Here is a 20,749-nt window from a genome sequence, read left to right as displayed (position 1 = left end):
GACCAGGTGCGCGTGCGGGTTGCGGCCGGCGCCCCGATGGACCGACAGCGTGTAGGGCAACCGCTCGGCCGCCGTGAGACTCCGCGCGAACCGAGACGCCAGGGCGCACTGGTCGCGTTCGGGAAGCTCCTTCGGAAGCGCGAACTGCACCTCCCGGTACACTCGGCCGTTCGCCCGCTCGTGCCGATCGGCCGCATCCCAGTACCGCCGGGCGTCGTCTTGCGCCCAGGCGGGCATGTGCTCGCTCTCGACGTAGGCGACTTCGCGCCGTTCGCCGGAATCCCGACCCTCCCGCTCGGCGTACTTCCCCTCGCGCGCGACGTAGTCGTGCTTCGCCGCAGCCGAATGACCGCTCGCCTTCGATCCGACGCTCACCTTGAGATGGTAGACGGCCACGACGGCACCTTCTCACCCGTTCCGGTCGTGGTCTGAGCGCACGGCATTTCCGCAGGAAATGCGTATAGTGCGCTTCACTCCGTTCAGACCGCTATTCTCCGCGCCTCTGTTGAGCGGATCCATGCCAGCACCATATCATGCTGTCATGGCGCGAAGAACACCGGCCGAAGTGCTCGCCGCGCTCGAAAAAGAGGAGGCCAATCTCAAGTCCGAGATGGCCGATAAGCGGCAGAAGCTCAGGGAGACCGAGCAGGACAGACGCAAGTACCTCGCGGCACGGATGCGGCGGGTCAAGGCGCGGCTGTCAGTTCAGGAACGCCGGCAACGAACGCGCCGGCTCATCCTGATCGGGACCCTCGTCGAGCACGAGCTGGTCGAGAACCCGAAGCGCCGCGCACGGTTCAACTCCAGGCTCGATGCGTTCCTGACGCGGGACCGGGACCGCGAGCTGTTCGGCCTGAAGCCGCGGGGCGATGGGACGGAAACGAACGGGCCGCCCGAGGCTTCAGCCTCCGTTGCGGAGGACGAACGTCGCGACCACCACGAGCAAGCCCAATAGGGTGAATCCGCTCCCGATCATCCAGCGCAGCGTGCCGATCTCCCGTTGGAGAGACTGGACCGCGCCGGCAAGCGTGTCGATGCGGCCGTTCAAGCTGGCATCGAGACCATCGATCCGGGCGTTCGTCTCGGCAAATCGGGCGTCCGTCGCGCTCGCGAGCGTGCCGATTCGGGCGTTCATCTCGCTGGTGAGCGTGTCGATCCGAGCGTTCACGTCGGTCCGGAGTGCCTTGAAATCAGCCTGGAGCTCCTTGAAATCGGCCCGGATCGCCGTCGTGACGTTCTCGCCGGCCATGGAGGCGACGTCGGCCACGGCGTCGGCGACGGTGATGGCGTCGAGGTCGAGCTTGGCCAGCGCCACGGCCAGACCGCCTGATTGGTGCCTCGGCGGTTCGGCGGGAATCGTTTCAGGCATCGGGTTTCTCCTCTTGGCCAGCGGCTCGACGGCGGCTTCGCTTCCTGGCGGCCGTGGGTTCTCGGCCGCTCGCCTTCGTCGGCTCTGGTGCGGTCGGCGGCAGTGGTGACGCATCCGCCCTGGGCGACGACGACGGGTCAGCTGACGCGAACGGCAACACCGGCTGTTCGAGACGTTGCAGCCACTCGCTGATGGCGCAGCGCACCATCTCGGCCGGTTCCAGACCGGTTCGAGCCGACGCTCGCCGCAGCCGATCCTGGAGCGTGGTCGTCAACATCAGGTTCATCCTAGCCATACGCGCTCCCGGCCGGGTTCAGCGCCGTACCGGCCCGCGGCGAACCGCCGCGGCCTCGGTCCCCCCCCCGTTCGTCCCCGGCGTGCTCGTTCTTCGTCGTCGGTCGTCGTGGAATCCTGGGGCGGGTGAAGCGGCCAGGCCCCGGCCTGGTCGCGATAGCTGCCCGTGCTGCACCCCGCGGAGGCCGGGTCACCCGGAGGGCCGGAGCGGAGCCGGAGGAGCCGCGGAGCGGCTTGACCCGGCCCGTGAGCGGGGTGCGACGTGGCCCGCCGCGAGGACTTGCGACCCGCGGCGGCAGGACGTACGTCCCCTACGGGGCCGCGGTTCGAGAGTCGGAGTCGAACGGCGACACGGGTCAGCTTCGATGGCACGCAGATTCGTGTGTGTTGGTTCGGGACGCCCGGGCGCGAGCATCACGGGGTGGCGGATCACCGACGTCGAGCTGGACTGAACGGGGGGCGCTGAAGGTACCCGTCGACGAGGACCTGGTCGCCGCGTTCGACGCTGCCTGAGGAGCGGGGCCTGCGGATCGACAACGTGCTGCTCGCTGACGGGATCACCGTCCGACGGGTTGTCGTCCCCCGACCTCTCGGCCGGCTTGAGGGAGCGTGGTCCCAGCAGCGCCCCACCCGGCGGCAATGCGTTGTTCAACGAAGGTCCGGGCGTCGGATAACGGGGCTTCCGTTAACCGGGCGGGGCCCGATCCATCCCCGGATTCCGGGCGTCCGCGCCGGAATCGCCTCGCGGCGCCGGCGGACCTTCGCCCCGGAGTCGGCCGGAGTCGACGGCCGCGGGCCGCCGCGGAGGCCGCGGGCAGTCGCCGCCGAGCTCGCACTGGTGGACGAACGTGAGCGCCCGCCGGTGCTCCCGGCCGGCCCAGGTCGAGGCAGCCTTCTTCGCGGTCGAGCGCACGAGGTACGCGCGGCTCATGAAGGCGCCGCGGCCGGTCGCCGCGACCCGCCAGACGTGGAAGTGCTGTACGGATTCGTTCGAGGTGGCCATATGGGCACCTATCGGCCGACCGCGGGGGTGGCCATATGGGCACCTCGTCCCGAATCGCCGGCCAGGTGCCGTGGGGGTGTCCGATTGGCCACCTTCCGGCAATCCGTACACGTTCCGCCGGATTCGGCCTGCGAGGATCGCCCAGGACGCGATATCTCGCCCCCCCCGGCTACCTCAGGGCCTCCGTTCCGGCCCTGCTCTCTGACGGCCCCGAGGAGGCGTTCTCGGACGTCGGCCTCGCGGAGCTGGCCGTCGGTCCAGACGCGGGCCGTCGACGATGCTCCGGGGGCTCGGCGATCGACCGCGCGTACAAGCGAACGCCCCGGCGCACATTGCACGCCGAGGCGCCCCCCCGAGCCTGAGCCCGAAGCTCTTTCCAAGCCAGCGTCCGCGCCGCCCGGACGCGGTATATGCTGACTTCCGCAACGCGACCGGAGGTCCCACGCCCCGGACGCGCCACTTGACGAGAGGAGGCACCCTGAATGCCCCGACCCACCCGGGCGGAAGCGTACCACGACAACGACCACCGCCGCGACGCACCAGCGGAAAATCCCGAACCCAACACCGGCAAATCCCGGCCGGCCCTCGCCGACGCGAGCACCGCCGCACCGACCATCCCAGGCACCCAGGCCACGCCCGACGTCGTGGCATTCCTGCAGGGAATCGCGCAGACGCGCGTCGGCGATCCGCAGGACAAGGCCCACCTCTGCGCCCTGGCGAACTGCGCCGTGACGACGACGTACACCGACGCCGGGATCGCCACGTTCGAGGCGACCTACGACGAGCTCGCCGAGGTGCTCGAACACACGCGCACGAAGACCCTCTGGCACCGGAACAGCCGCCTCAAACGCCGCGGCCTGCTGGCCTGGACCCGCACCGGCCGCCGCAACAAATGGACCCTCTTTACCGGCCCCGCCGCCCTTCGCCTGATACCGTCACCTCCACAGGACGATCGGGCGGAAAGCGCCCGATCAGATCGGGCGGAAAGCGCCCGATCGGCGACGGCGCATCATTGTGGTGGTACACCACCACCAAGTGACCCCCTACCCCCTACACGGCCTCGACGGATCCGGCGCCTGCCGACGCAGCGACAGCTGAGGTTCGCAGCCGACCTCGGCGTAGACCCCGACGGCCTAGACCGAGCCGCCCTCGGCGAGGCCATCGAGACCGCGCAGACGAACCGCGCACCCGAGTCCCGACAGCCGGCGGCCCCCCGGCAGTCGCGCCGCTCGCGCCGGCGGGCAGACGCCCCGAGCTGGCTCGCCGACGAGGATCGCGAGTTCTACCTCGAGGTCTGCCGGAAGAACGGCCGGCAGCCGACCCGCGACGAGTGGCGCCGTGTCCGGGAGAACGTCCGGAGCTGAAATTCCAGGAGAACCCGATGCCGTCTGATCGGGCGCTTTCCGCCCGATCGGCGACGGCGCATCATTGTGGTGTAGAGAGGCTGAGGCATGCTGAACAGGCGGTTTATCGGCTCGCAGCTCGCGTTCCTCAGCGGCACCGTTGTGATGTTGGGGGGACTTGGGACGTTGGGGGACGGCCTGCTCATTGGACCGATCATGGTCCTGGGTGCAGCGGCATACAGCTCGCGGAAGCGGCGGCGGCTCGGACTCGAGCCGGAAACAGCTGGCGTAAAGGTCTTCGAGGGACTCTGCGTGGGTCTTATCGCCACCATGTGGCTGGGAAGTAACGACCTTCGCGAGCTTATTGCGACCGACCCCGCCTCGTACCTGATCATCCCGCTCTGGGCGCTGATCGCGTATCCGTGCGCGGGCTTCCGAATCGCGGTGAAGCCGGGGGCTGCCGCTCCAGAGAGCACACGATGGAGTGCAACGCGGGGGGTCCTCTGGTCGATTTCTGTAGCGATCGCTTTGCTCATCGCCGGGACGATAACGGTCTTCATAGCAGGCCGGATCGCCGGCTTCGGTTCCGGATCCGGCTCCGAGCAACTCTCGGCAGGTGATCAAGAACCGGCGAGGCCTTCACGGGCAGTGCTCGCGAGGGTACAACCGCTCGGAATCCAAGTTGCGCTAGGAGATGTCCAGCAGAACACGAACACCGCGACCGGAGAGTCGCAGTGGCAAGTTCTTGTGAGCTGCGCCCTGGCCGAAGGCGAGCAGGCGCGGTTGGCATCGCCCACGCCGGGGGAGCGGTGGCTGTTCGGGGTCCTATGGGGTGCTAGTCCACACGCTGCGGCGCTGCCCAGGAGTTACATCCAGGCGATACCGCAGCTCACGCTGTGGCTCACGGACCGGGTCACCGGTGGGAGATGGGAGGCGGCCTTCGGACGGTTTTACCGATGCCCGCTCCGGGTGGAGTCCATGATGTTCCCGTTATGGCCTGAAGACGCCTCAGCGTTGTTGAACGGGACGGTGATTGCCGAGGTCGCAGTCGAGGCTTTCGGCATGCCCAGAAGTCCCGAAATGGCCGGACTCCTCGAGGCCGAGTCGATGGAGGACGCCGCAGAGCGAGTGACGTGGCTCGCGCTCAACTTGGCCGAGATGGCCGTGCCGGTCGACGGCTTGGTCAATGGGGGGCCCGTCTTCGAGGTCCGGGAACTCACGCAGGTAGCCCGTATAACCGGGGTTCGGTGAACGCCGACGAGGACTTTGGGGCCACCCCTCCCCGCGGGATGAAAGGCCGCATACTGGATGGCAGGGCGTGGTCTTCGACTTCGACATCCTCGTGCGCGTCATGCCCCGAAAAATACGAAGCGATCCGGCAACCTTCATCCCCCTGACCCGGCGAGGAACCGCAGGATTCCGACCGTCAGTGCCACCGTCGTGAGCACGGTCCCGACCATCCAGCGGATGAGCCTGGTTTCAAGGCTCGAGATCTCGGTGCGGACACCGGCGATCTGGGTCGAGAGCCGCGTATCCAGGTTCGCGATTTCCGTCCGGACCTCGGCCATCTGGATTCGCTGTTCGGAGCGCAATTCGGCGATCTCGGACCTGACCTCGGCCTGGCCGGCCTTGAACTGGTCGGAGGTGACGTGGTCGCCCTGTTCGGTGAACTCCCGCAGGGCGTCGGTGAGGGCGTCCGCCTGGGCGGGCGTGAAGTCGGCGGCGGTCAGCGCCCGGGCGACGGCGTGCGTGTCGAGCATCAGTCGGATTCTCCCATGGATCCGCCCTGCCGTCCTTGCCGCGCCTTCCTGCGCGATGGACCGGCTAGGCTGCGGCTCCTGCCCCTGGAATCGGACCGGGGGCGATCCGGACCGGCCCCCGCTTGACCCCGGCCGCCGCGGCCGGCGCCGTATCCCCACGCCGCACCCCACGGGCGGGTTCCCGATCCGGGGTTGTTTGCGGGAGGGGGGCGAGATCTTCACCATGCAGCCGCGGTTGTTCGCGTCCCGCCACACGGCGACGAAGGTGGCCCGGCGGTTGCGGTCGAACGGCTCTGCAGCCGTGCGCTCGACGGGCGGGGATGGTCCCCTTTTCCCGGTCAGCGTAGCAGGAAGCGGCTGAAAGGGGAATCTGGGTTCAGCGCCAGCCAGATGAACATGCCGGCTCCCGCCGGGCCGGCGACCAGGCCCCCGACCGCAGCCCACATCAGGGGCTTCCACGTCCAGGTCCTGCTCGCCCAACGGACCTTCTCGGTGAGCTCGTCGACCCGCTGGCGGAGCAGTCGATAGGCTTCGTCCAGCTCCCCCTCGCGAGAACGCTGGAGCCCGTCCGTTCGGCTCGCCAGCCGGTCGAACCTCTCCGCGCATGCGTCGGCGCGTTCCACCAGGCGCTCCTGGTGCCCCATCAAGCGCTCCAGCCGCTCGGTCACGCGGAGCACGGCCTCGGCCAGTTCCTTGAATTGCTTCAGCGTCTCGGACTGTCCTGTCGCCATCCGGGGGAGTTACCTCTCGTGGCCGCCGTAATCGCGTTCCGGCCCGCCGCGGCCGTGGTCCCGCACCCACTCCCGCACCCGCTCGGCCGCCTCGACGAGCCGTTGCGGAATCTCGCGCAGCTCGCGGGCGATGTCGGCGATCCCGCGCTGCAACCGGCTGATTTCGGTCTCGTAGTCCTTCCACCGCGCATCGGCCGCCGCGTTCCGGCTCTCGACCTCCTGGTGCTTCTCGACCACGTGCAGCGAGGGACGCCCGGCCATCACGCGGTCGACCTCGCGGTCCGTCGCGCCCGGCCCGAGGTGCACGCCGGGCTCCCGGCTCAGCCGCGCCGCCGCGTCGAAGTCGCCCCGGTCGTAGGCCTCGATGGCCCGGACCGCGAGGCTCCGGTGGTCTACCCGCTCGTCCAAGCCGCGGCGTTCGAGCGTTTCGTTGACCGTCTGCGCCCAGCTCGCGCGGGTCTCCTGGAGCCATTCGCGCGGCATCAGCGCCCGCGACTTGCGGGCGCCGCCAACTTCCGGCTCGGCCGCGTTGTGCCGCTTGAACCACTGCGCCGCCGGCCGCCCGATGCCGTCGTTCACCCGCTCGCTGATGACCAGGTGCGCGTGCGGGTTGCGGCCGGCGCCCCGATGGACCGACAGCGTGTAGGGCAACCGCTCGGCCGCCGTGAGACTCCGCGCGAACCGAGACGCCAGGGCGCACTGGTCGCGTTCGGGAAGCTCCTTCGGAAGCGCGAACTGCACCTCCCGGTACACTCGGCCGTTCGCCCGCTCGTGCCGATCGGCCGCATCCCAGTACCGCCGGGCGTCGTCTTGCGCCCAGGCGGGCATGTGCTCGCTCTCGACGTAGGCGACTTCGCGCCGTTCGCCGGAATCCCGACCCTCCCGCTCGGCGTACTTCCCCTCGCGCGCGACGTAGTCGTGCTTCGCCGCAGCCGAATGACCGCTCGCCTTCGATCCGACGCTCACCTTGAGATGGTAGACGGCCACGACGGCACCTTCTCACCCGTTCCGGTCGTGGTCTGAGCGCACGGCATTTCCGCAGGAAATGCGTATAGTGCGCTTCACTCCGTTCAGACCGCTATTCTCCGCGCCTCTGTTGAGCGGATCCATGCCAGCACCATATCATGCTGTCATGGCGCGAAGAACACCGGCCGAAGTGCTCGCCGCGCTCGAAAAAGAGGAGGCCAATCTCAAGTCCGAGATGGCCGATAAGCGGCAGAAGCTCAGGGAGACCGAGCAGGACAGACGCAAGTACCTCGCGGCACGGATGCGGCGGGTCAAGGCGCGGCTGTCAGTTCAGGAACGCCGGCAACGAACGCGCCGGCTCATCCTGATCGGGACCCTCGTCGAGCACGAGCTGGTCGAGAACCCGAAGCGCCGCGCACGGTTCAACTCCAGGCTCGATGCGTTCCTGACGCGGGACCGGGACCGCGAGCTGTTCGGCCTGAAGCCGCGGGGCGATGGGACGGAAACGAACGGGCCGCCCGAGGCTTCAGCCTCCGTTGCGGAGGACGAACGTCGCGACCACCACGAGCAAGCCCAATAGGGTGAATCCGCTCCCGATCATCCAGCGCAGCGTGCCGATCTCCCGTTGGAGAGACTGGACCGCGCCGGCAAGCGTGTCGATGCGGCCGTTCAAGCTGGCATCGAGACCATCGATCCGGGCGTTCGTCTCGGCAAATCGGGCGTCCGTCGCGCTCGCGAGCGTGCCGATTCGGGCGTTCATCTCGCTGGTGAGCGTGTCGATCCGAGCGTTCACGTCGGTCCGGAGTGCCTTGAAATCAGCCTGGAGCTCCTTGAAATCGGCCCGGATCGCCGTCGTGACGTTCTCGCCGGCCATGGAGGCGACGTCGGCCACGGCGTCGGCGACGGTGATGGCGTCGAGGTCGAGCTTGGCCAGCGCCACGGCCAGACCGCCTGATTGGTGCCTCGGCGGTTCGGCGGGAATCGTTTCAGGCATCGGGTTTCTCCTCTTGGCCAGCGGCTCGACGGCGGCTTCGCTTCCTGGCGGCCGTGGGTTCTCGGCCGCTCGCCTTCGTCGGCTCTGGTGCGGTCGGCGGCAGTGGTGACGCATCCGCCCTGGGCGACGACGACGGGTCAGCTGACGCGAACGGCAACACCGGCTGTTCGAGACGTTGCAGCCACTCGCTGATGGCGCAGCGCACCATCTCGGCCGGTTCCAGACCGGTTCGAGCCGACGCTCGCCGCAGCCGATCCTGGAGCGTGGTCGTCAACATCAGGTTCATCCTAGCCATACGCGCTCCCGGCCGGGTTCAGCGCCGTACCGGCCCGCGGCGAACCGCCGCGGCCTCGGTCCCCCCCCCGTTCGTCCCCGGCGTGCTCGTTCTTCGTCGTCGGTCGTCGTGGAATCCTGGGGCGGGTGAAGCGGCCAGGCCCCGGCCTGGTCGCGATAGCTGCCCGTGCTGCACCCCGCGGAGGCCGGGTCACCCGGAGGGCCGGAGCGGAGCCGGAGGAGCCGCGGAGCGGCTTGACCCGGCCCGTGAGCGGGGTGCGACGTGGCCCGCCGCGAGGACTTGCGACCCGCGGCGGCAGGACGTACGTCCCCTACGGGGCCGCGGTTCGAGAGTCGGAGTCGAACGGCGACACGGGTCAGCTTCGATGGCACGCAGATTCGTGTGTGTTGGTTCGGGACGCCCGGGCGCGAGCATCACGGGGTGGCGGATCACCGACGTCGAGCTGGACTGAACGGGGGGCGCTGAAGGTACCCGTCGACGAGGACCTGGTCGCCGCGTTCGACGCTGCCTGAGGAGCGGGGCCTGCGGATCGACAACGTGCTGCTCGCTGACGGGATCACCGTCCGACGGGTTGTCGTCCCCCGACCTCTCGGCCGGCTTGAGGGAGCGTGGTCCCAGCAGCGCCCCACCCGGCGGCAATGCGTTGTTCAACGAAGGTCCGGGCGTCGGATAACGGGGCTTCCGTTAACCGGGCGGGGCCCGATCCATCCCCGGATTCCGGGCGTCCGCGCCGGAATCGCCTCGCGGCGCCGGCGGACCTTCGCCCCGGAGTCGGCCGGAGTCGACGGCCGCGGGCCGCCGCGGAGGCCGCGGGCAGTCGCCGCCGAGCTCGCACTGGTGGACGAACGTGAGCGCCCGCCGGTGCTCCCGGCCGGCCCAGGTCGAGGCAGCCTTCTTCGCGGTCGAGCGCACGAGGTACGCGCGGCTCATGAAGGCGCCGCGGCCGGTCGCCGCGACCCGCCAGACGTGGAAGTGCTGTACGGATTCGTTCGAGGTGGCCATATGGGCACCTATCGGCCGACCGCGGGGGTGGCCATATGGGCACCTCGTCCCGAATCGCCGGCCAGGTGCCGTGGGGGTGTCCGATTGGCCACCTTCCGGCAATCCGTACACGTTCCGCCGGATTCGGCCTGCGAGGATCGCCCAGGACGCGATATCTCGCCCCCCCCGGCTACCTCAGGGCCTCCGTTCCGGCCCTGCTCTCTGACGGCCCCGAGGAGGCGTTCTCGGACGTCGGCCTCGCGGAGCTGGCCGTCGGTCCAGACGCGGGCCGTCGACGATGCTCCGGGGGCTCGGCGATCGACCGCGCGTACAAGCGAACGCCCCGGCGCACATTGCACGCCGAGGCGCCCCCCCGAGCCTGAGCCCGAAGCTCTTTCCAAGCCAGCGTCCGCGCCGCCCGGACGCGGTATATGCTGACTTCCGCAACGCGACCGGAGGTCCCACGCCCCGGACGCGCCACTTGACGAGAGGAGGCACCCTGAATGCCCCGACCCACCCGGGCGGAAGCGTACCACGACAACGACCACCGCCGCGACGCACCAGCGGAAAATCCCGAACCCAACACCGGCAAATCCCGGCCGGCCCTCGCCGACGCGAGCACCGCCGCACCGACCATCCCAGGCACCCAGGCCACGCCCGACGTCGTGGCATTCCTGCAGGGAATCGCGCAGACGCGCGTCGGCGATCCGCAGGACAAGGCCCACCTCTGCGCCCTGGCGAACTGCGCCGTGACGACGACGTACACCGACGCCGGGATCGCCACGTTCGAGGCGACCTACGACGAGCTCGCCGAGGTGCTCGAACACACGCGCACGAAGACCCTCTGGCACCGGAACAGCCGCCTCAAACGCCGCGGCCTGCTGGCCTGGACCCGCACCGGCCGCCGCAACAAATGGACCCTCTTTACCGGCCCCGCCGCCCTTCGCCTGATACCGTCACCTCCACAGGACGATCGGGCGGAAAGCGCCCGATCAGATCGGGCGGAAAGCGCCCGATCGGCGACGGCGCATCATTGTGGTGGTACACCACCACCAAGTGACCCCCTACCCCCTACACGGCCTCGACGGATCCGGCGCCTGCCGACGCAGCGACAGCTGAGGTTCGCAGCCGACCTCGGCGTAGACCCCGACGGCCTAGACCGAGCCGCCCTCGGCGAGGCCATCGAGACCGCGCAGACGAACCGCGCACCCGAGTCCCGACAGCCGGCGGCCCCCCGGCAGTCGCGCCGCTCGCGCCGGCGGGCAGACGCCCCGAGCTGGCTCGCCGACGAGGATCGCGAGTTCTACCTCGAGGTCTGCCGGAAGAACGGCCGGCAGCCGACCCGCGACGAGTGGCGCCGTGTCCGGGAGAACGTCCGGAGCTGAAATTCCAGGAGAACCCGATGCCGTCTGATCGGGCGCTTTCCGCCCGATCGGCGACGGCGCATCATTGTGGTGTAGAGAGGCTGAGGCATGCTGAACAGGCGGTTTATCGGCTCGCAGCTCGCGTTCCTCAGCGGCACCGTTGTGATGTTGGGGGGACTTGGGACGTTGGGGGACGGCCTGCTCATTGGACCGATCATGGTCCTGGGTGCAGCGGCATACAGCTCGCGGAAGCGGCGGCGGCTCGGACTCGAGCCGGAAACAGCTGGCGTAAAGGTCTTCGAGGGACTCTGCGTGGGTCTTATCGCCACCATGTGGCTGGGAAGTAACGACCTTCGCGAGCTTATTGCGACCGACCCCGCCTCGTACCTGATCATCCCGCTCTGGGCGCTGATCGCGTATCCGTGCGCGGGCTTCCGAATCGCGGTGAAGCCGGGGGCTGCCGCTCCAGAGAGCACACGATGGAGTGCAACGCGGGGGGTCCTCTGGTCGATTTCTGTAGCGATCGCTTTGCTCATCGCCGGGACGATAACGGTCTTCATAGCAGGCCGGATCGCCGGCTTCGGTTCCGGATCCGGCTCCGAGCAACTCTCGGCAGGTGATCAAGAACCGGCGAGGCCTTCACGGGCAGTGCTCGCGAGGGTACAACCGCTCGGAATCCAAGTTGCGCTAGGAGATGTCCAGCAGAACACGAACACCGCGACCGGAGAGTCGCAGTGGCAAGTTCTTGTGAGCTGCGCCCTGGCCGAAGGCGAGCAGGCGCGGTTGGCATCGCCCACGCCGGGGGAGCGGTGGCTGTTCGGGGTCCTATGGGGTGCTAGTCCACACGCTGCGGCGCTGCCCAGGAGTTACATCCAGGCGATACCGCAGCTCACGCTGTGGCTCACGGACCGGGTCACCGGTGGGAGATGGGAGGCGGCCTTCGGACGGTTTTACCGATGCCCGCTCCGGGTGGAGTCCATGATGTTCCCGTTATGGCCTGAAGACGCCTCAGCGTTGTTGAACGGGACGGTGATTGCCGAGGTCGCAGTCGAGGCTTTCGGCATGCCCAGAAGTCCCGAAATGGCCGGACTCCTCGAGGCCGAGTCGATGGAGGACGCCGCAGAGCGAGTGACGTGGCTCGCGCTCAACTTGGCCGAGATGGCCGTGCCGGTCGACGGCTTGGTCAATGGGGGGCCCGTCTTCGAGGTCCGGGAACTCACGCAGGTAGCCCGTATAACCGGGGTTCGGTGAACGCCGACGAGGACTTTGGGGCCACCCCTCCCCGCGGGATGAAAGGCCGCATACTGGATGGCAGGGCGTGGTCTTCGACTTCGACATCCTCGTGCGCGTCATGCCCCGAAAAATACGAAGCGATCCGGCAACCTTCATCCCCCTGACCCGGCGAGGAACCGCAGGATTCCGACCGTCAGTGCCACCGTCGTGAGCACGGTCCCGACCATCCAGCGGATGAGCCTGGTTTCAAGGCTCGAGATCTCGGTGCGGACACCGGCGATCTGGGTCGAGAGCCGCGTATCCAGGTTCGCGATTTCCGTCCGGACCTCGGCCATCTGGATTCGCTGTTCGGAGCGCAATTCGGCGATCTCGGACCTGACCTCGGCCTGGCCGGCCTTGAACTGGTCGGAGGTGACGTGGTCGCCCTGTTCGGTGAACTCCCGCAGGGCGTCGGTGAGGGCGTCCGCCTGGGCGGGCGTGAAGTCGGCGGCGGTCAGCGCCCGGGCGACGGCGTGCGTGTCGAGCATCAGTCGGATTCTCCCATGGATCCGCCCTGCCGTCCTTGCCGCGCCTTCCTGCGCGATGGACCGGCTAGGCTGCGGCTCCTGCCCCTGGAATCGGACCGGGGGCGATCCGGACCGGCCCCCGCTTGACCCCGGCCGCCGCGGCCGGCGCCGTATCCCCACGCCGCACCCCACGGGCGGGTTCCCGATCCGGGGTTGTTTGCGGGAGGGGGGCGAGATCTTCACCATGCAGCCGCGGTTGTTCGCGTCCCGCCACACGGCGACGAAGGTGGCCCGGCGGTTGCGGTCGAACGGCTCTGCAGCCGTGCGCTCGACGGGCGGGGATGGTCCCCTTTTCCCGGTCAGCGTAGCAGGAAGCGGCTGAAAGGGGAATCTGGGTTCAGCGCCAGCCAGATGAACATGCCGGCTCCCGCCGGGCCGGCGACCAGGCCCCCGACCGCAGCCCACATCAGGGGCTTCCACGTCCAGGTCCTGCTCGCCCAACGGACCTTCTCGGTGAGCTCGTCGACCCGCTGGCGGAGCAGTCGATAGGCTTCGTCCAGCTCCCCCTCGCGAGAACGCTGGAGCCCGTCCGTTCGGCTCGCCAGCCGGTCGAACCTCTCCGCGCATGCGTCGGCGCGTTCCACCAGGCGCTCCTGGTGCCCCATCAAGCGCTCCAGCCGCTCGGTCACGCGGAGCACGGCCTCGGCCAGTTCCTTGAATTGCTTCAGCGTCTCGGACTGTCCTGTCGCCATCCGGGGGAGTTACCTCTCGTGGCCGCCGTAATCGCGTTCCGGCCCGCCGCGGCCGTGGTCCCGCACCCACTCCCGCACCCGCTCGGCCGCCTCGACGAGCCGTTGCGGAATCTCGCGCAGCTCGCGGGCGATGTCGGCGATCCCGCGCTGCAACCGGCTGATTTCGGTCTCGTAGTCCTTCCACCGCGCATCGGCCGCCGCGTTCCGGCTCTCGACCTCCTGGTGCTTCTCGACCACGTGCAGCGAGGGACGCCCGGCCATCACGCGGTCGACCTCGCGGTCCGTCGCGCCCGGCCCGAGGTGCACGCCGGGCTCCCGGCTCAGCCGCGCCGCCGCGTCGAAGTCGCCCCGGTCGTAGGCCTCGATGGCCCGGACCGCGAGGCTCCGGTGGTCTACCCGCTCGTCCAAGCCGCGGCGTTCGAGCGTTTCGTTGACCGTCTGCGCCCAGCTCGCGCGGGTCTCCTGGAGCCATTCGCGCGGCATCAGCGCCCGCGACTTGCGGGCGCCGCCAACTTCCGGCTCGGCCGCGTTGTGCCGCTTGAACCACTGCGCCGCCGGCCGCCCGATGCCGTCGTTCACCCGCTCGCTGATGACCAGGTGCGCGTGCGGGTTGCGGCCGGCGCCCCGATGGACCGACAGCGTGTAGGGCAACCGCTCGGCCGCCGTGAGACTCCGCGCGAACCGAGACGCCAGGGCGCACTGGTCGCGTTCGGGAAGCTCCTTCGGAAGCGCGAACTGCACCTCCCGGTACACTCGGCCGTTCGCCCGCTCGTGCCGATCGGCCGCATCCCAGTACCGCCGGGCGTCGTCTTGCGCCCAGGCGGGCATGTGCTCGCTCTCGACGTAGGCGACTTCGCGCCGTTCGCCGGAATCCCGACCCTCCCGCTCGGCGTACTTCCCCTCGCGCGCGACGTAGTCGTGCTTCGCCGCAGCCGAATGACCGCTCGCCTTCGATCCGACGCTCACCTTGAGATGGTAGACGGCCACGACGGCACCTTCTCACCCGTTCCGGTCGTGGTCTGAGCGCACGGCATTTCCGCAGGAAATGCGTATAGTGCGCTTCACTCCGTTCAGACCGCTATTCTCCGCGCCTCTGTTGAGCGGATCCATGCCAGCACCATATCATGCTGTCATGGCGCGAAGAACACCGGCCGAAGTGCTCGCCGCGCTCGAAAAAGAGGAGGCCAATCTCAAGTCCGAGATGGCCGATAAGCGGCAGAAGCTCAGGGAGACCGAGCAGGACAGACGCAAGTACCTCGCGGCACGGATGCGGCGGGTCAAGGCGCGGCTGTCAGTTCAGGAACGCCGGCAACGAACGCGCCGGCTCATCCTGATCGGGACCCTCGTCGAGCACGAGCTGGTCGAGAACCCGAAGCGCCGCGCACGGTTCAACTCCAGGCTCGATGCGTTCCTGACGCGGGACCGGGACCGCGAGCTGTTCGGCCTGAAGCCGCGGGGCGATGGGACGGAAACGAACGGGCCGCCCGAGGCTTCAGCCTCCGTTGCGGAGGACGAACGTCGCGACCACCACGAGCAAGCCCAATAGGGTGAATCCGCTCCCGATCATCCAGCGCAGCGTGCCGATCTCCCGTTGGAGAGACTGGACCGCGCCGGCAAGCGTGTCGATGCGGCCGTTCAAGCTGGCATCGAGACCATCGATCCGGGCGTTCGTCTCGGCAAATCGGGCGTCCGTCGCGCTCGCGAGCGTGCCGATTCGGGCGTTCATCTCGCTGGTGAGCGTGTCGATCCGAGCGTTCACGTCGGTCCGGAGTGCCTTGAAATCAGCCTGGAGCTCCTTGAAATCGGCCCGGATCGCCGTCGTGACGTTCTCGCCGGCCATGGAGGCGACGTCGGCCACGGCGTCGGCGACGGTGATGGCGTCGAGGTCGAGCTTGGCCAGCGCCACGGCCAGACCGCCTGATTGGTGCCTCGGCGGTTCGGCGGGAATCGTTTCAGGCATCGGGTTTCTCCTCTTGGCCAGCGGCTCGACGGCGGCTTCGCTTCCTGGCGGCCGTGGGTTCTCGGCCGCTCGCCTTCGTCGGCTCTGGTGCGGTCGGCGGCAGTGGTGACGCATCCGCCCTGGGCGACGACGACGGGTCAGCTGACGCGAACGGCAACACCGGCTGTTCGAGACGTTGCAGCCACTCGCTGATGGCGCAGCGCACCATCTCGGCCGGTTCCAGACCGGTTCGAGCCGACGCTCGCCGCAGCCGATCCTGGAGCGTGGTCGTCAACATCAGGTTCATCCTAGCCATACGCGCTCCCGGCCGGGTTCAGCGCCGTACCGGCCCGCGGCGAACCGCCGCGGCCTCGGTCCCCCCCCCGTTCGTCCCCGGCGTGCTCGTTCTTCGTCGTCGGTCGTCGTGGAATCCTGGGGCGGGTGAAGCGGCCAGGCCCCGGCCTGGTCGCGATAGCTGCCCGTGCTGCACCCCGCGGAGGCCGGGTCACCCGGAGGGCCGGAGCGGAGCCGGAGGAGCCGCGGAGCGGCTTGACCCGGCCCGTGAGCGGGGTGCGACGTGGCCCGCCGCGAGGACTTGCGACCCGCGGCGGCAGGACGTACGTCCCCTACGGGGCCGCGGTTCGAGAGTCGGAGTCGAACGGCGACACGGGTCAGCTTCGATGGCACGCAGATTCGTGTGTGTTGGTTCGGGACGCCCGGGCGCGAGCATCACGGGGTGGCGGATCACCGACGTCGAGCTGGACTGAACGGGGGGCGCTGAAGGTACCCGTCGACGAGGACCTGGTCGCCGCGTTCGACGCTGCCTGAGGAGCGGGGCCTGCGGATCGACAACGTGCTGCTCGCTGACGGGATCACCGTCCGACGGGTTGTCGTCCCCCGACCTCTCGGCCGGCTTGAGGGAGCGTGGTCCCAGCAGCGCCCCACCCGGCGGCAATGCGTTGTTCAACGAAGGTCCGGGCGTCGGATAACGGGGCTTCCGTTAACCGGGCGGGGCCCGATCCATCCCCGGATTCCGGGCGTCCGCGCCGGAATCGCCTCGCGGCGCCGGCGGACCTTCGCCCCGGAGTCGGCCGGAGTCGACGGCCGCGGGCCGCCGCGGAGGCCGCGGGCAGTCGCCGCCGAGCTCGCACTGGTGGACGAACGTGAGCGCCCGCCGGTGCTCCCGGCCGGCCCAGGTCGAGGCAGCCTTCTTCGCGGTCGAGCGCACGAGGTACGCGCGGCTCATGAAGGCGCCGCGGCCGGTCGCCGCGACCCGCCAGACGTGGAAGTGCTGTACGGATTCGTTCGAGGTGGCCATATGGGCACCTATCGGCCGACCGCGGGGGTGGCCATATGGGCACCTCGTCCCGAATCGCCGGCCAGGTGCCGTGGGGGTGTCCGATTGGCCACCTTCCGGCAATCCGTACACGTTCCGCCGGATTCGGCCTGCGAGGATCGCCCAGGACGCGATATCTCGCCCCCCCCGGCTACCTCAGGGCCTCCGTTCCGGCCCTGCTCTCTGACGGCCCCGAGGAGGCGTTCTCGGACGTCGGCCTCGCGGAGCTGGCCGTCGGTCCAGACGCGGGCCGTCGACGATGCTCCGGGGGCTCGGCGATCGACCGCGCGTACAAGCGAAACGCCCCGGCGCACATTGCACGCCGAGGCGCCCCCCCCGAGCCTGAGCCCGAAGCTCTTTCCAAGCCAGCGTCCGCGCCGCCCGGACGCGGTATATGCTGACTTCCGCAACGCGACCGGAGGTCCCACGCCCCGGACGCGCCACTTGACGAGAGGAGGCACCCTGAATGCCCCGACCCACCCGGGCGGAAAGCGTACCACGACAACGACCACCGCCGCGACGCACCAGCGGAAAATCCCGAACCCAACACCGGCAAATCCCGGCCGGCCCTCGCCGACGCGAGCACCGCCGCACCGACCATCCCAGGCACCCAGGCCACGCCCGACGTCGTGGCATTCCTGCAGGGAATCGCGCAGACGCGCGTCGGCGATCCGCAGGACAAGGCCCACCTCTGCGCCCTGGCGAACTGCGCCGTGACGACGACGTACACCGACGCCGGGATCGCCACGTTCGAGGCGACCTACGACGAGCTCGCCGAGGTGCTCGAACACACGCGCACGAAGACCCTCTGGCACCGGAACAGCCGCCTCAAACGCCGCGGCCTGCTGGCCTGGACCCGCACCGGCCGCCGCAACAAATGGACCCTCTTTACCGGCCCCGCCGCCCTTCGCCTGATGATACCGTCACCTCCACAGGACGATCGGGCGGAAAACGCCCGATCAGATCGGGCGGAAAGCGCCCGATCGGCGACGGCGCATCATTGTGGTGGTACACCACCACCAAGTGACCCCCTACCCCCTACACGGCCTCGACGGATTCCGGCGCCTGCCGACGCAGCGACAGCTGAGGTTCGCAGCCGACCTCGGCGTAGACCCCGACGGCCTAGACCGAGCCGCCCTCGGCGAGGCCATCGAGACCGCGCAGACGAACCGCGCACCCGAGTCCCGACAGCCGGCGGCCCCCCCGGCAGTCGCGCCGCTCGCGCCGGCGGGCAGACGCCCCGAGCTGGCTCGCCGACGAGGATCGCGAGTTCTACCTCGAGGTCTGCCGGAAGAACGGCCGGCAGCCGACCCGCGACGAGTGGCGCCGTGTCCGGGAGAACGTCCGGAGCTGAAATTCCAGGAGAACCCGATGCCGTCTGATCGGGCGCTTTCCGCCCGATCGGCGACGGCGCATCATTGTGGTGTAGAGAGGCTGAGGCATGCTGAACAGGCGGTTTATCGGCTCGCAGCTCGCGTTCCTCAGCGGCACCGTTGTGATGTTGGGGGGACTTGGGACGTTGGGGGACGGCCTGCTCATTGGACCGATCATGGTCCTGGGTGCAGCGGCATACAGCTCGCGGAAGCGGCGGCGGCTCGGACTCGAGCCGGAAACAGCTGGCGTAAAGGTCTTCGAGGGACTCTGCGTGGGTCTTATCGCCACCATGTGGCTGGGAAGTAACGACCTTCGCGAGCTTATTGCGACCGACCCCCGCCTCGTACCTGATCATCCCGCTCTGGGCGCTGATCGCGTATCCGTGCGCGGGCTTCCGAATCGCGGTGAAGCCGGGGGCTGCCGCTCCAGAGAGCACACGATGGAGTGCAACGCGGGGGGTCCTCTGGTCGATTTCTGTAGCGATCGCTTTGCTCATCGCCGGGACGATAACGGTCTTCATAGCAGGCCGGATCGCCGGCTTCGGTTCCGGATCCGGCTCCGAGCAACTCTCGGCAGGTGATCAAGAACCGGCGAGGCCTTCAGGGGCAGTGCTCGCGAGGGTACAACCGCTCGGAATCCAAGTTGCGCTAGGAGATGTCCAGCAGAACACGAACACCGCGACCGGAGAGTCGCAGTGGCAAGTTCTTGTGAGCTGCGCCCTGGCCGAAGGCGAGCAGGCGCGGTTGGCATCGCCACGCCGGGGGAGCGGTGGCTGTTCGGGGTCCCTATGGGGTGCTAGTCCACACGCTGCGGCGCTGCCCAGGAGTTACATCCAGGCGATACCGCAGCTCACGCTGTGGCTCACGGACCGGGTCACCGGTGGGAGATGGGAGGCGGCCTTCGGACGGTTTTACCGATGCCCGCTCCGGGTGGAGTCCATGATGTTCCCGTTATGGCCTGAAGACGCCTCAGCGTTGTTGAACGGGACGGTGATTGCCGAGGTCGCAGTCGAGGCTTTCGGCATGCCCAGAAGTCCCGAAATGGCCGGACTCCTCGAGGCCGAGTCGATGGAGGACGCCGCAGAGCGAGTGACGTGGCTCGCGCTCAACTTGGCCGAGATGGCCGTGCCGGTCGACGGCTTGGTCAATGGGGGGCCCGTCTTCGAGGTCCGGGAACTCACGCAGGTAGCCCGTATAACCGGGGTTCGGTGAACGCCGACGAGGACTTTGGGGCCACCCCTCCCCGCGGGATGAAAGGCCGCATACTGGATGGCAGGGCGTGGTCTTCGACTTCGACATCCTCGTGCGCGTCATGCCCCGAAAAATACGAAGCGATCCGGCAACCTTCATCCCCCTGACCCGGCGAGGAACCGCAGGATTCCGACCGTCAGTGCCACCGTCGTGAGCACGGTCCCGACCATCCAGCGGATGAGCCTGGTTTCAAGGCTCGAGATCTCGGTGCGGACACCGGCGATCTGGGTCGAGAGCCGCGTATCCAGGTTCGCGATTTCCGTCCGGACCTCGGCCATCTGGATTCGCTGTTCGGAGCGCAATTCGGCGATCTCGGACCTGACCTCGGCCTGGCCGGCCTTGAACTGGTCGGAGGTGACGTGGTCGCCCTGTTCGGTGAACTCCCGCAGGGCGTCGGTGAGGGCGTCCGCCTGGGCGGGCGTGAAGTCGGCGGCGGTCAGCGCCCGGGCGACGGCGTGCGTGTCGAGCATCAGTCGGATTCTCCCATGGATCCGCCCTGCCGTCCTTGCCGCGCCTTCCTGCGCGATGGACCGGCTAGGCTGCGGCTCCTGCCCCTGGAATCGGACCGGGGGCGATCCGGACCGGCCCCCGCTTGACCCCGGCCGCCGCGGCCGGCGCCGTATCCCCACGCCGCACCCCACGGGCGGGTTCCCGATCCGGGGTTGTTTGCGGGAGGGGGGCGAGATCTTCACCATGCAGCCGCGGTTGTTCGCGTCCCGCCACACGGCGACGAAGGTGGCCCGGCGGTTGCGGTCGAACGGCTCTGCAGCCGTGCGCTCGACGGGCGGGGATGGTCCCCTTTTCCCGGTCAGCGTAGCAGGAAGCGGCTGAAAGGGGAATCTGGGTTCAGCGCCAGCCAGATGAACATGCCGGCTCCCGCCGGGCCGGCGACCAGGCCCCCGACCGCAGCCCACATCAGGGGCTTCCACGTCCAGGTCCTGCTCGCCCAACGGACCTTCTCGGTGAGCTCGTCGACCCGCTGGCGGAGCAGTCGATAGGCTTCGTCCAGCTCCCCCTCGCGAGAACGCTGGAGCCCGTCCGTTCGGCTCGCCAGCCGGTCGAACCTCTCCGCGCATGCGTCGGCGCGTTCCACCAGGCGCTCCTGGTGCCCCATCAAGCGCTCCAGCCGCTCGGTCACGCGGAGCACGGCCTCGGCCAGTTCCTTGAATTGCTTCAGCGTCTCGGACTGTCCTGTCGCCATCCGGGGGAGTTACCTCTCGTGGCCGCCGTAATCGCGTTCCGGCCCGCCGCGGCCGTGG

General features: G+C 69.0%; 23 protein-coding genes. 8 read left to right on the top strand and 15 right to left on the bottom strand.

The window, feature by feature from the left end; translation table 11 throughout:
- Window positions 1–396 (bottom strand): MobA/MobL family protein (locus ACOGXI_RS00115; protein ID WP_419936898.1); only part of this gene is annotated, 396 nt, incomplete at its 3' end.
- 169 nt (window positions 397–565) lie between these two features.
- Between ACOGXI_RS00115 and ACOGXI_RS00110 the strand changes: the two genes are divergently transcribed.
- On the top strand, window positions 566–955 hold the full coding sequence (locus ACOGXI_RS00110; RefSeq protein ID WP_419936894.1) for a hypothetical protein: 390 nt from the start codon (window positions 566–568) through the stop codon (window positions 953–955).
- Here ACOGXI_RS00110 and ACOGXI_RS00105 read toward each other — a convergent pair.
- Together ACOGXI_RS00105 and ACOGXI_RS00100 are read right to left on the bottom strand one after the other, a co-directional pair.
- The gene (locus ACOGXI_RS00105; RefSeq protein ID WP_419936893.1) at window positions 902–1,369 is read right to left on the bottom strand and encodes a hypothetical protein; all 468 of its coding nucleotides are present in this window, start codon (window positions 1,367–1,369) and stop codon (window positions 902–904) included. The genes ACOGXI_RS00110 and ACOGXI_RS00105 overlap by 54 nt on opposite strands.
- 979 nt (window positions 1,370–2,348) lie before the next feature.
- On the bottom strand, window positions 2,349–2,666 hold the full coding sequence (locus ACOGXI_RS00100; protein ID WP_419936892.1) for a hypothetical protein: 318 nt from the start codon (window positions 2,664–2,666) through the stop codon (window positions 2,349–2,351).
- Between the two features lie 482 nt (window positions 2,667–3,148).
- Between ACOGXI_RS00100 and ACOGXI_RS00095 the strand changes: the two genes are divergently transcribed.
- Window positions 3,149–4,030 (top strand): hypothetical protein, encoded by an 882-nt coding sequence (locus ACOGXI_RS00095; RefSeq protein ID WP_419936897.1) that lies wholly within the window; start codon window positions 3,149–3,151, stop codon window positions 4,028–4,030.
- Between the two features lie 87 nt (window positions 4,031–4,117).
- Window positions 4,118–5,260 (top strand): hypothetical protein, encoded by a 1,143-nt coding sequence (locus tag ACOGXI_RS00090; RefSeq protein ID WP_419936896.1) that lies wholly within the window; start codon window positions 4,118–4,120, stop codon window positions 5,258–5,260.
- Window positions 5,261–5,394: 134 nt separating this feature from the next.
- Here ACOGXI_RS00090 and ACOGXI_RS00085 read toward each other — a convergent pair whose 3' ends face one another.
- The 3 genes from ACOGXI_RS00085 to ACOGXI_RS00075 all read right to left on the bottom strand — a co-directional run bounded on the left by ACOGXI_RS00085 (window position 5,395) and on the right by ACOGXI_RS00075 (window position 7,487).
- Window positions 5,395–5,769, bottom strand: coding sequence for a coiled-coil domain-containing protein (locus ACOGXI_RS00085; protein ID WP_419936890.1), 375 nt, complete (start codon window positions 5,767–5,769; stop codon window positions 5,395–5,397).
- Window positions 5,770–6,107: 338 nt separating this feature from the next.
- Window positions 6,108–6,500, bottom strand: coding sequence for a hypothetical protein (locus ACOGXI_RS00080; RefSeq protein ID WP_419936889.1), 393 nt, complete (start codon window positions 6,498–6,500; stop codon window positions 6,108–6,110).
- 9 nt (window positions 6,501–6,509) lie between these two features.
- Window positions 6,510–7,487: a MobA/MobL family protein gene (locus tag ACOGXI_RS00075; RefSeq protein WP_419936895.1), complete on the bottom strand. Its 978-nt coding sequence runs from the start codon at window positions 7,485–7,487 to the stop codon at window positions 6,510–6,512.
- 169 nt (window positions 7,488–7,656) lie between these two features.
- On the opposite strand from ACOGXI_RS00075, the gene ACOGXI_RS00070 reads away from it, so the two are divergent.
- Entirely contained in the window at window positions 7,657–8,046 is a 390-nt protein-coding gene (locus ACOGXI_RS00070) for a hypothetical protein (RefSeq protein WP_419936894.1), read from the top strand.
- Here the strand turns inward: ACOGXI_RS00070 and ACOGXI_RS00065 are convergent.
- Together ACOGXI_RS00065 and ACOGXI_RS00060 are read right to left on the bottom strand one after the other, a co-directional pair.
- A complete protein-coding gene (locus tag ACOGXI_RS00065; protein ID WP_419936893.1) occupies window positions 7,993–8,460 on the bottom strand; it encodes a hypothetical protein in 468 nt (155 codons plus the stop codon). The genes ACOGXI_RS00070 and ACOGXI_RS00065 overlap by 54 nt on opposite strands.
- 979 nt (window positions 8,461–9,439) lie before the next feature.
- Entirely contained in the window at window positions 9,440–9,757 is a 318-nt protein-coding gene (locus ACOGXI_RS00060) for a hypothetical protein (protein WP_419936892.1), read from the bottom strand.
- Window positions 9,758–10,239: 482 nt separating this feature from the next.
- Between ACOGXI_RS00060 and ACOGXI_RS00055 the strand changes: the two genes are divergently transcribed.
- Both ACOGXI_RS00055 and ACOGXI_RS00050 read left to right on the top strand, forming a co-directional pair.
- The gene (locus ACOGXI_RS00055) at window positions 10,240–11,121 is read left to right on the top strand and encodes a hypothetical protein (protein ID WP_419936897.1); all 882 of its coding nucleotides are present in this window, start codon (window positions 10,240–10,242) and stop codon (window positions 11,119–11,121) included.
- An 87-nt stretch (window positions 11,122–11,208) separates the two neighbouring features.
- Window positions 11,209–12,351, top strand: coding sequence for a hypothetical protein (locus tag ACOGXI_RS00050; protein WP_419936896.1), 1,143 nt, complete (start codon window positions 11,209–11,211; stop codon window positions 12,349–12,351).
- Window positions 12,352–12,485: 134 nt separating this feature from the next.
- Here the strand turns inward: ACOGXI_RS00050 and ACOGXI_RS00045 are convergent, their stop codons facing one another.
- From ACOGXI_RS00045 to ACOGXI_RS00035, 3 genes are all read right to left on the bottom strand, one after another.
- Window positions 12,486–12,860 (bottom strand): coiled-coil domain-containing protein, encoded by a 375-nt coding sequence (locus ACOGXI_RS00045; protein WP_419936890.1) that lies wholly within the window; start codon window positions 12,858–12,860, stop codon window positions 12,486–12,488.
- Between the two features lie 338 nt (window positions 12,861–13,198).
- Window positions 13,199–13,591, bottom strand: coding sequence for a hypothetical protein (locus ACOGXI_RS00040; protein ID WP_419936889.1), 393 nt, complete (start codon window positions 13,589–13,591; stop codon window positions 13,199–13,201).
- A gap of 9 nt (window positions 13,592–13,600) precedes the next feature.
- Window positions 13,601–14,578: a MobA/MobL family protein gene (locus ACOGXI_RS00035; protein WP_419936895.1), complete on the bottom strand. Its 978-nt coding sequence runs from the start codon at window positions 14,576–14,578 to the stop codon at window positions 13,601–13,603.
- A gap of 169 nt (window positions 14,579–14,747) precedes the next feature.
- On the opposite strand from ACOGXI_RS00035, the gene ACOGXI_RS00030 reads away from it, so the two are divergent.
- A complete protein-coding gene (locus ACOGXI_RS00030; protein WP_419936894.1) occupies window positions 14,748–15,137 on the top strand; it encodes a hypothetical protein in 390 nt (129 codons plus the stop codon).
- Here ACOGXI_RS00030 and ACOGXI_RS00025 read toward each other — a convergent pair.
- Together ACOGXI_RS00025 and ACOGXI_RS00020 are read right to left on the bottom strand one after the other, a co-directional pair.
- Complete coding sequence (locus ACOGXI_RS00025; protein ID WP_419936893.1) at window positions 15,084–15,551, bottom strand: hypothetical protein; 468 nt, start codon at window positions 15,549–15,551, stop codon at window positions 15,084–15,086. The genes ACOGXI_RS00030 and ACOGXI_RS00025 overlap by 54 nt on opposite strands.
- A gap of 979 nt (window positions 15,552–16,530) precedes the next feature.
- Window positions 16,531–16,848, bottom strand: a complete 318-nt coding sequence (locus ACOGXI_RS00020; RefSeq protein WP_419936892.1) for a hypothetical protein — start codon at window positions 16,846–16,848, stop codon at window positions 16,531–16,533.
- A 2,414-nt stretch (window positions 16,849–19,262) separates the two neighbouring features.
- Between ACOGXI_RS00020 and ACOGXI_RS00015 the strand changes: the two genes are divergently transcribed.
- A complete protein-coding gene (locus ACOGXI_RS00015; protein WP_419936891.1) occupies window positions 19,263–19,451 on the top strand; it encodes a hypothetical protein in 189 nt (62 codons plus the stop codon).
- A 134-nt stretch (window positions 19,452–19,585) separates the two neighbouring features.
- Here ACOGXI_RS00015 and ACOGXI_RS00010 read toward each other — a convergent pair whose 3' ends face one another.
- On the bottom strand, window positions 19,586–19,960 hold the full coding sequence (locus ACOGXI_RS00010) for a coiled-coil domain-containing protein (RefSeq protein WP_419936890.1): 375 nt from the start codon (window positions 19,958–19,960) through the stop codon (window positions 19,586–19,588).
- Between the two features lie 338 nt (window positions 19,961–20,298).
- The gene (locus ACOGXI_RS00005) at window positions 20,299–20,691 is read right to left on the bottom strand and encodes a hypothetical protein (protein ID WP_419936889.1); all 393 of its coding nucleotides are present in this window, start codon (window positions 20,689–20,691) and stop codon (window positions 20,299–20,301) included.
- Window positions 20,692–20,749 lie beyond the last annotated feature (58 nt).

The sequence above is a fragment of the Candidatus Palauibacter sp. genome, from assembly GCF_965208055.1.
In the GTDB taxonomy this organism is placed as follows: Bacteria; Gemmatimonadota; Gemmatimonadetes; order Palauibacterales; family Palauibacteraceae; genus Palauibacter.
The sequence above is the reverse complement of the archived record's forward strand: the minus strand, read 5'-3'. Positions and strand labels throughout refer to the sequence as shown.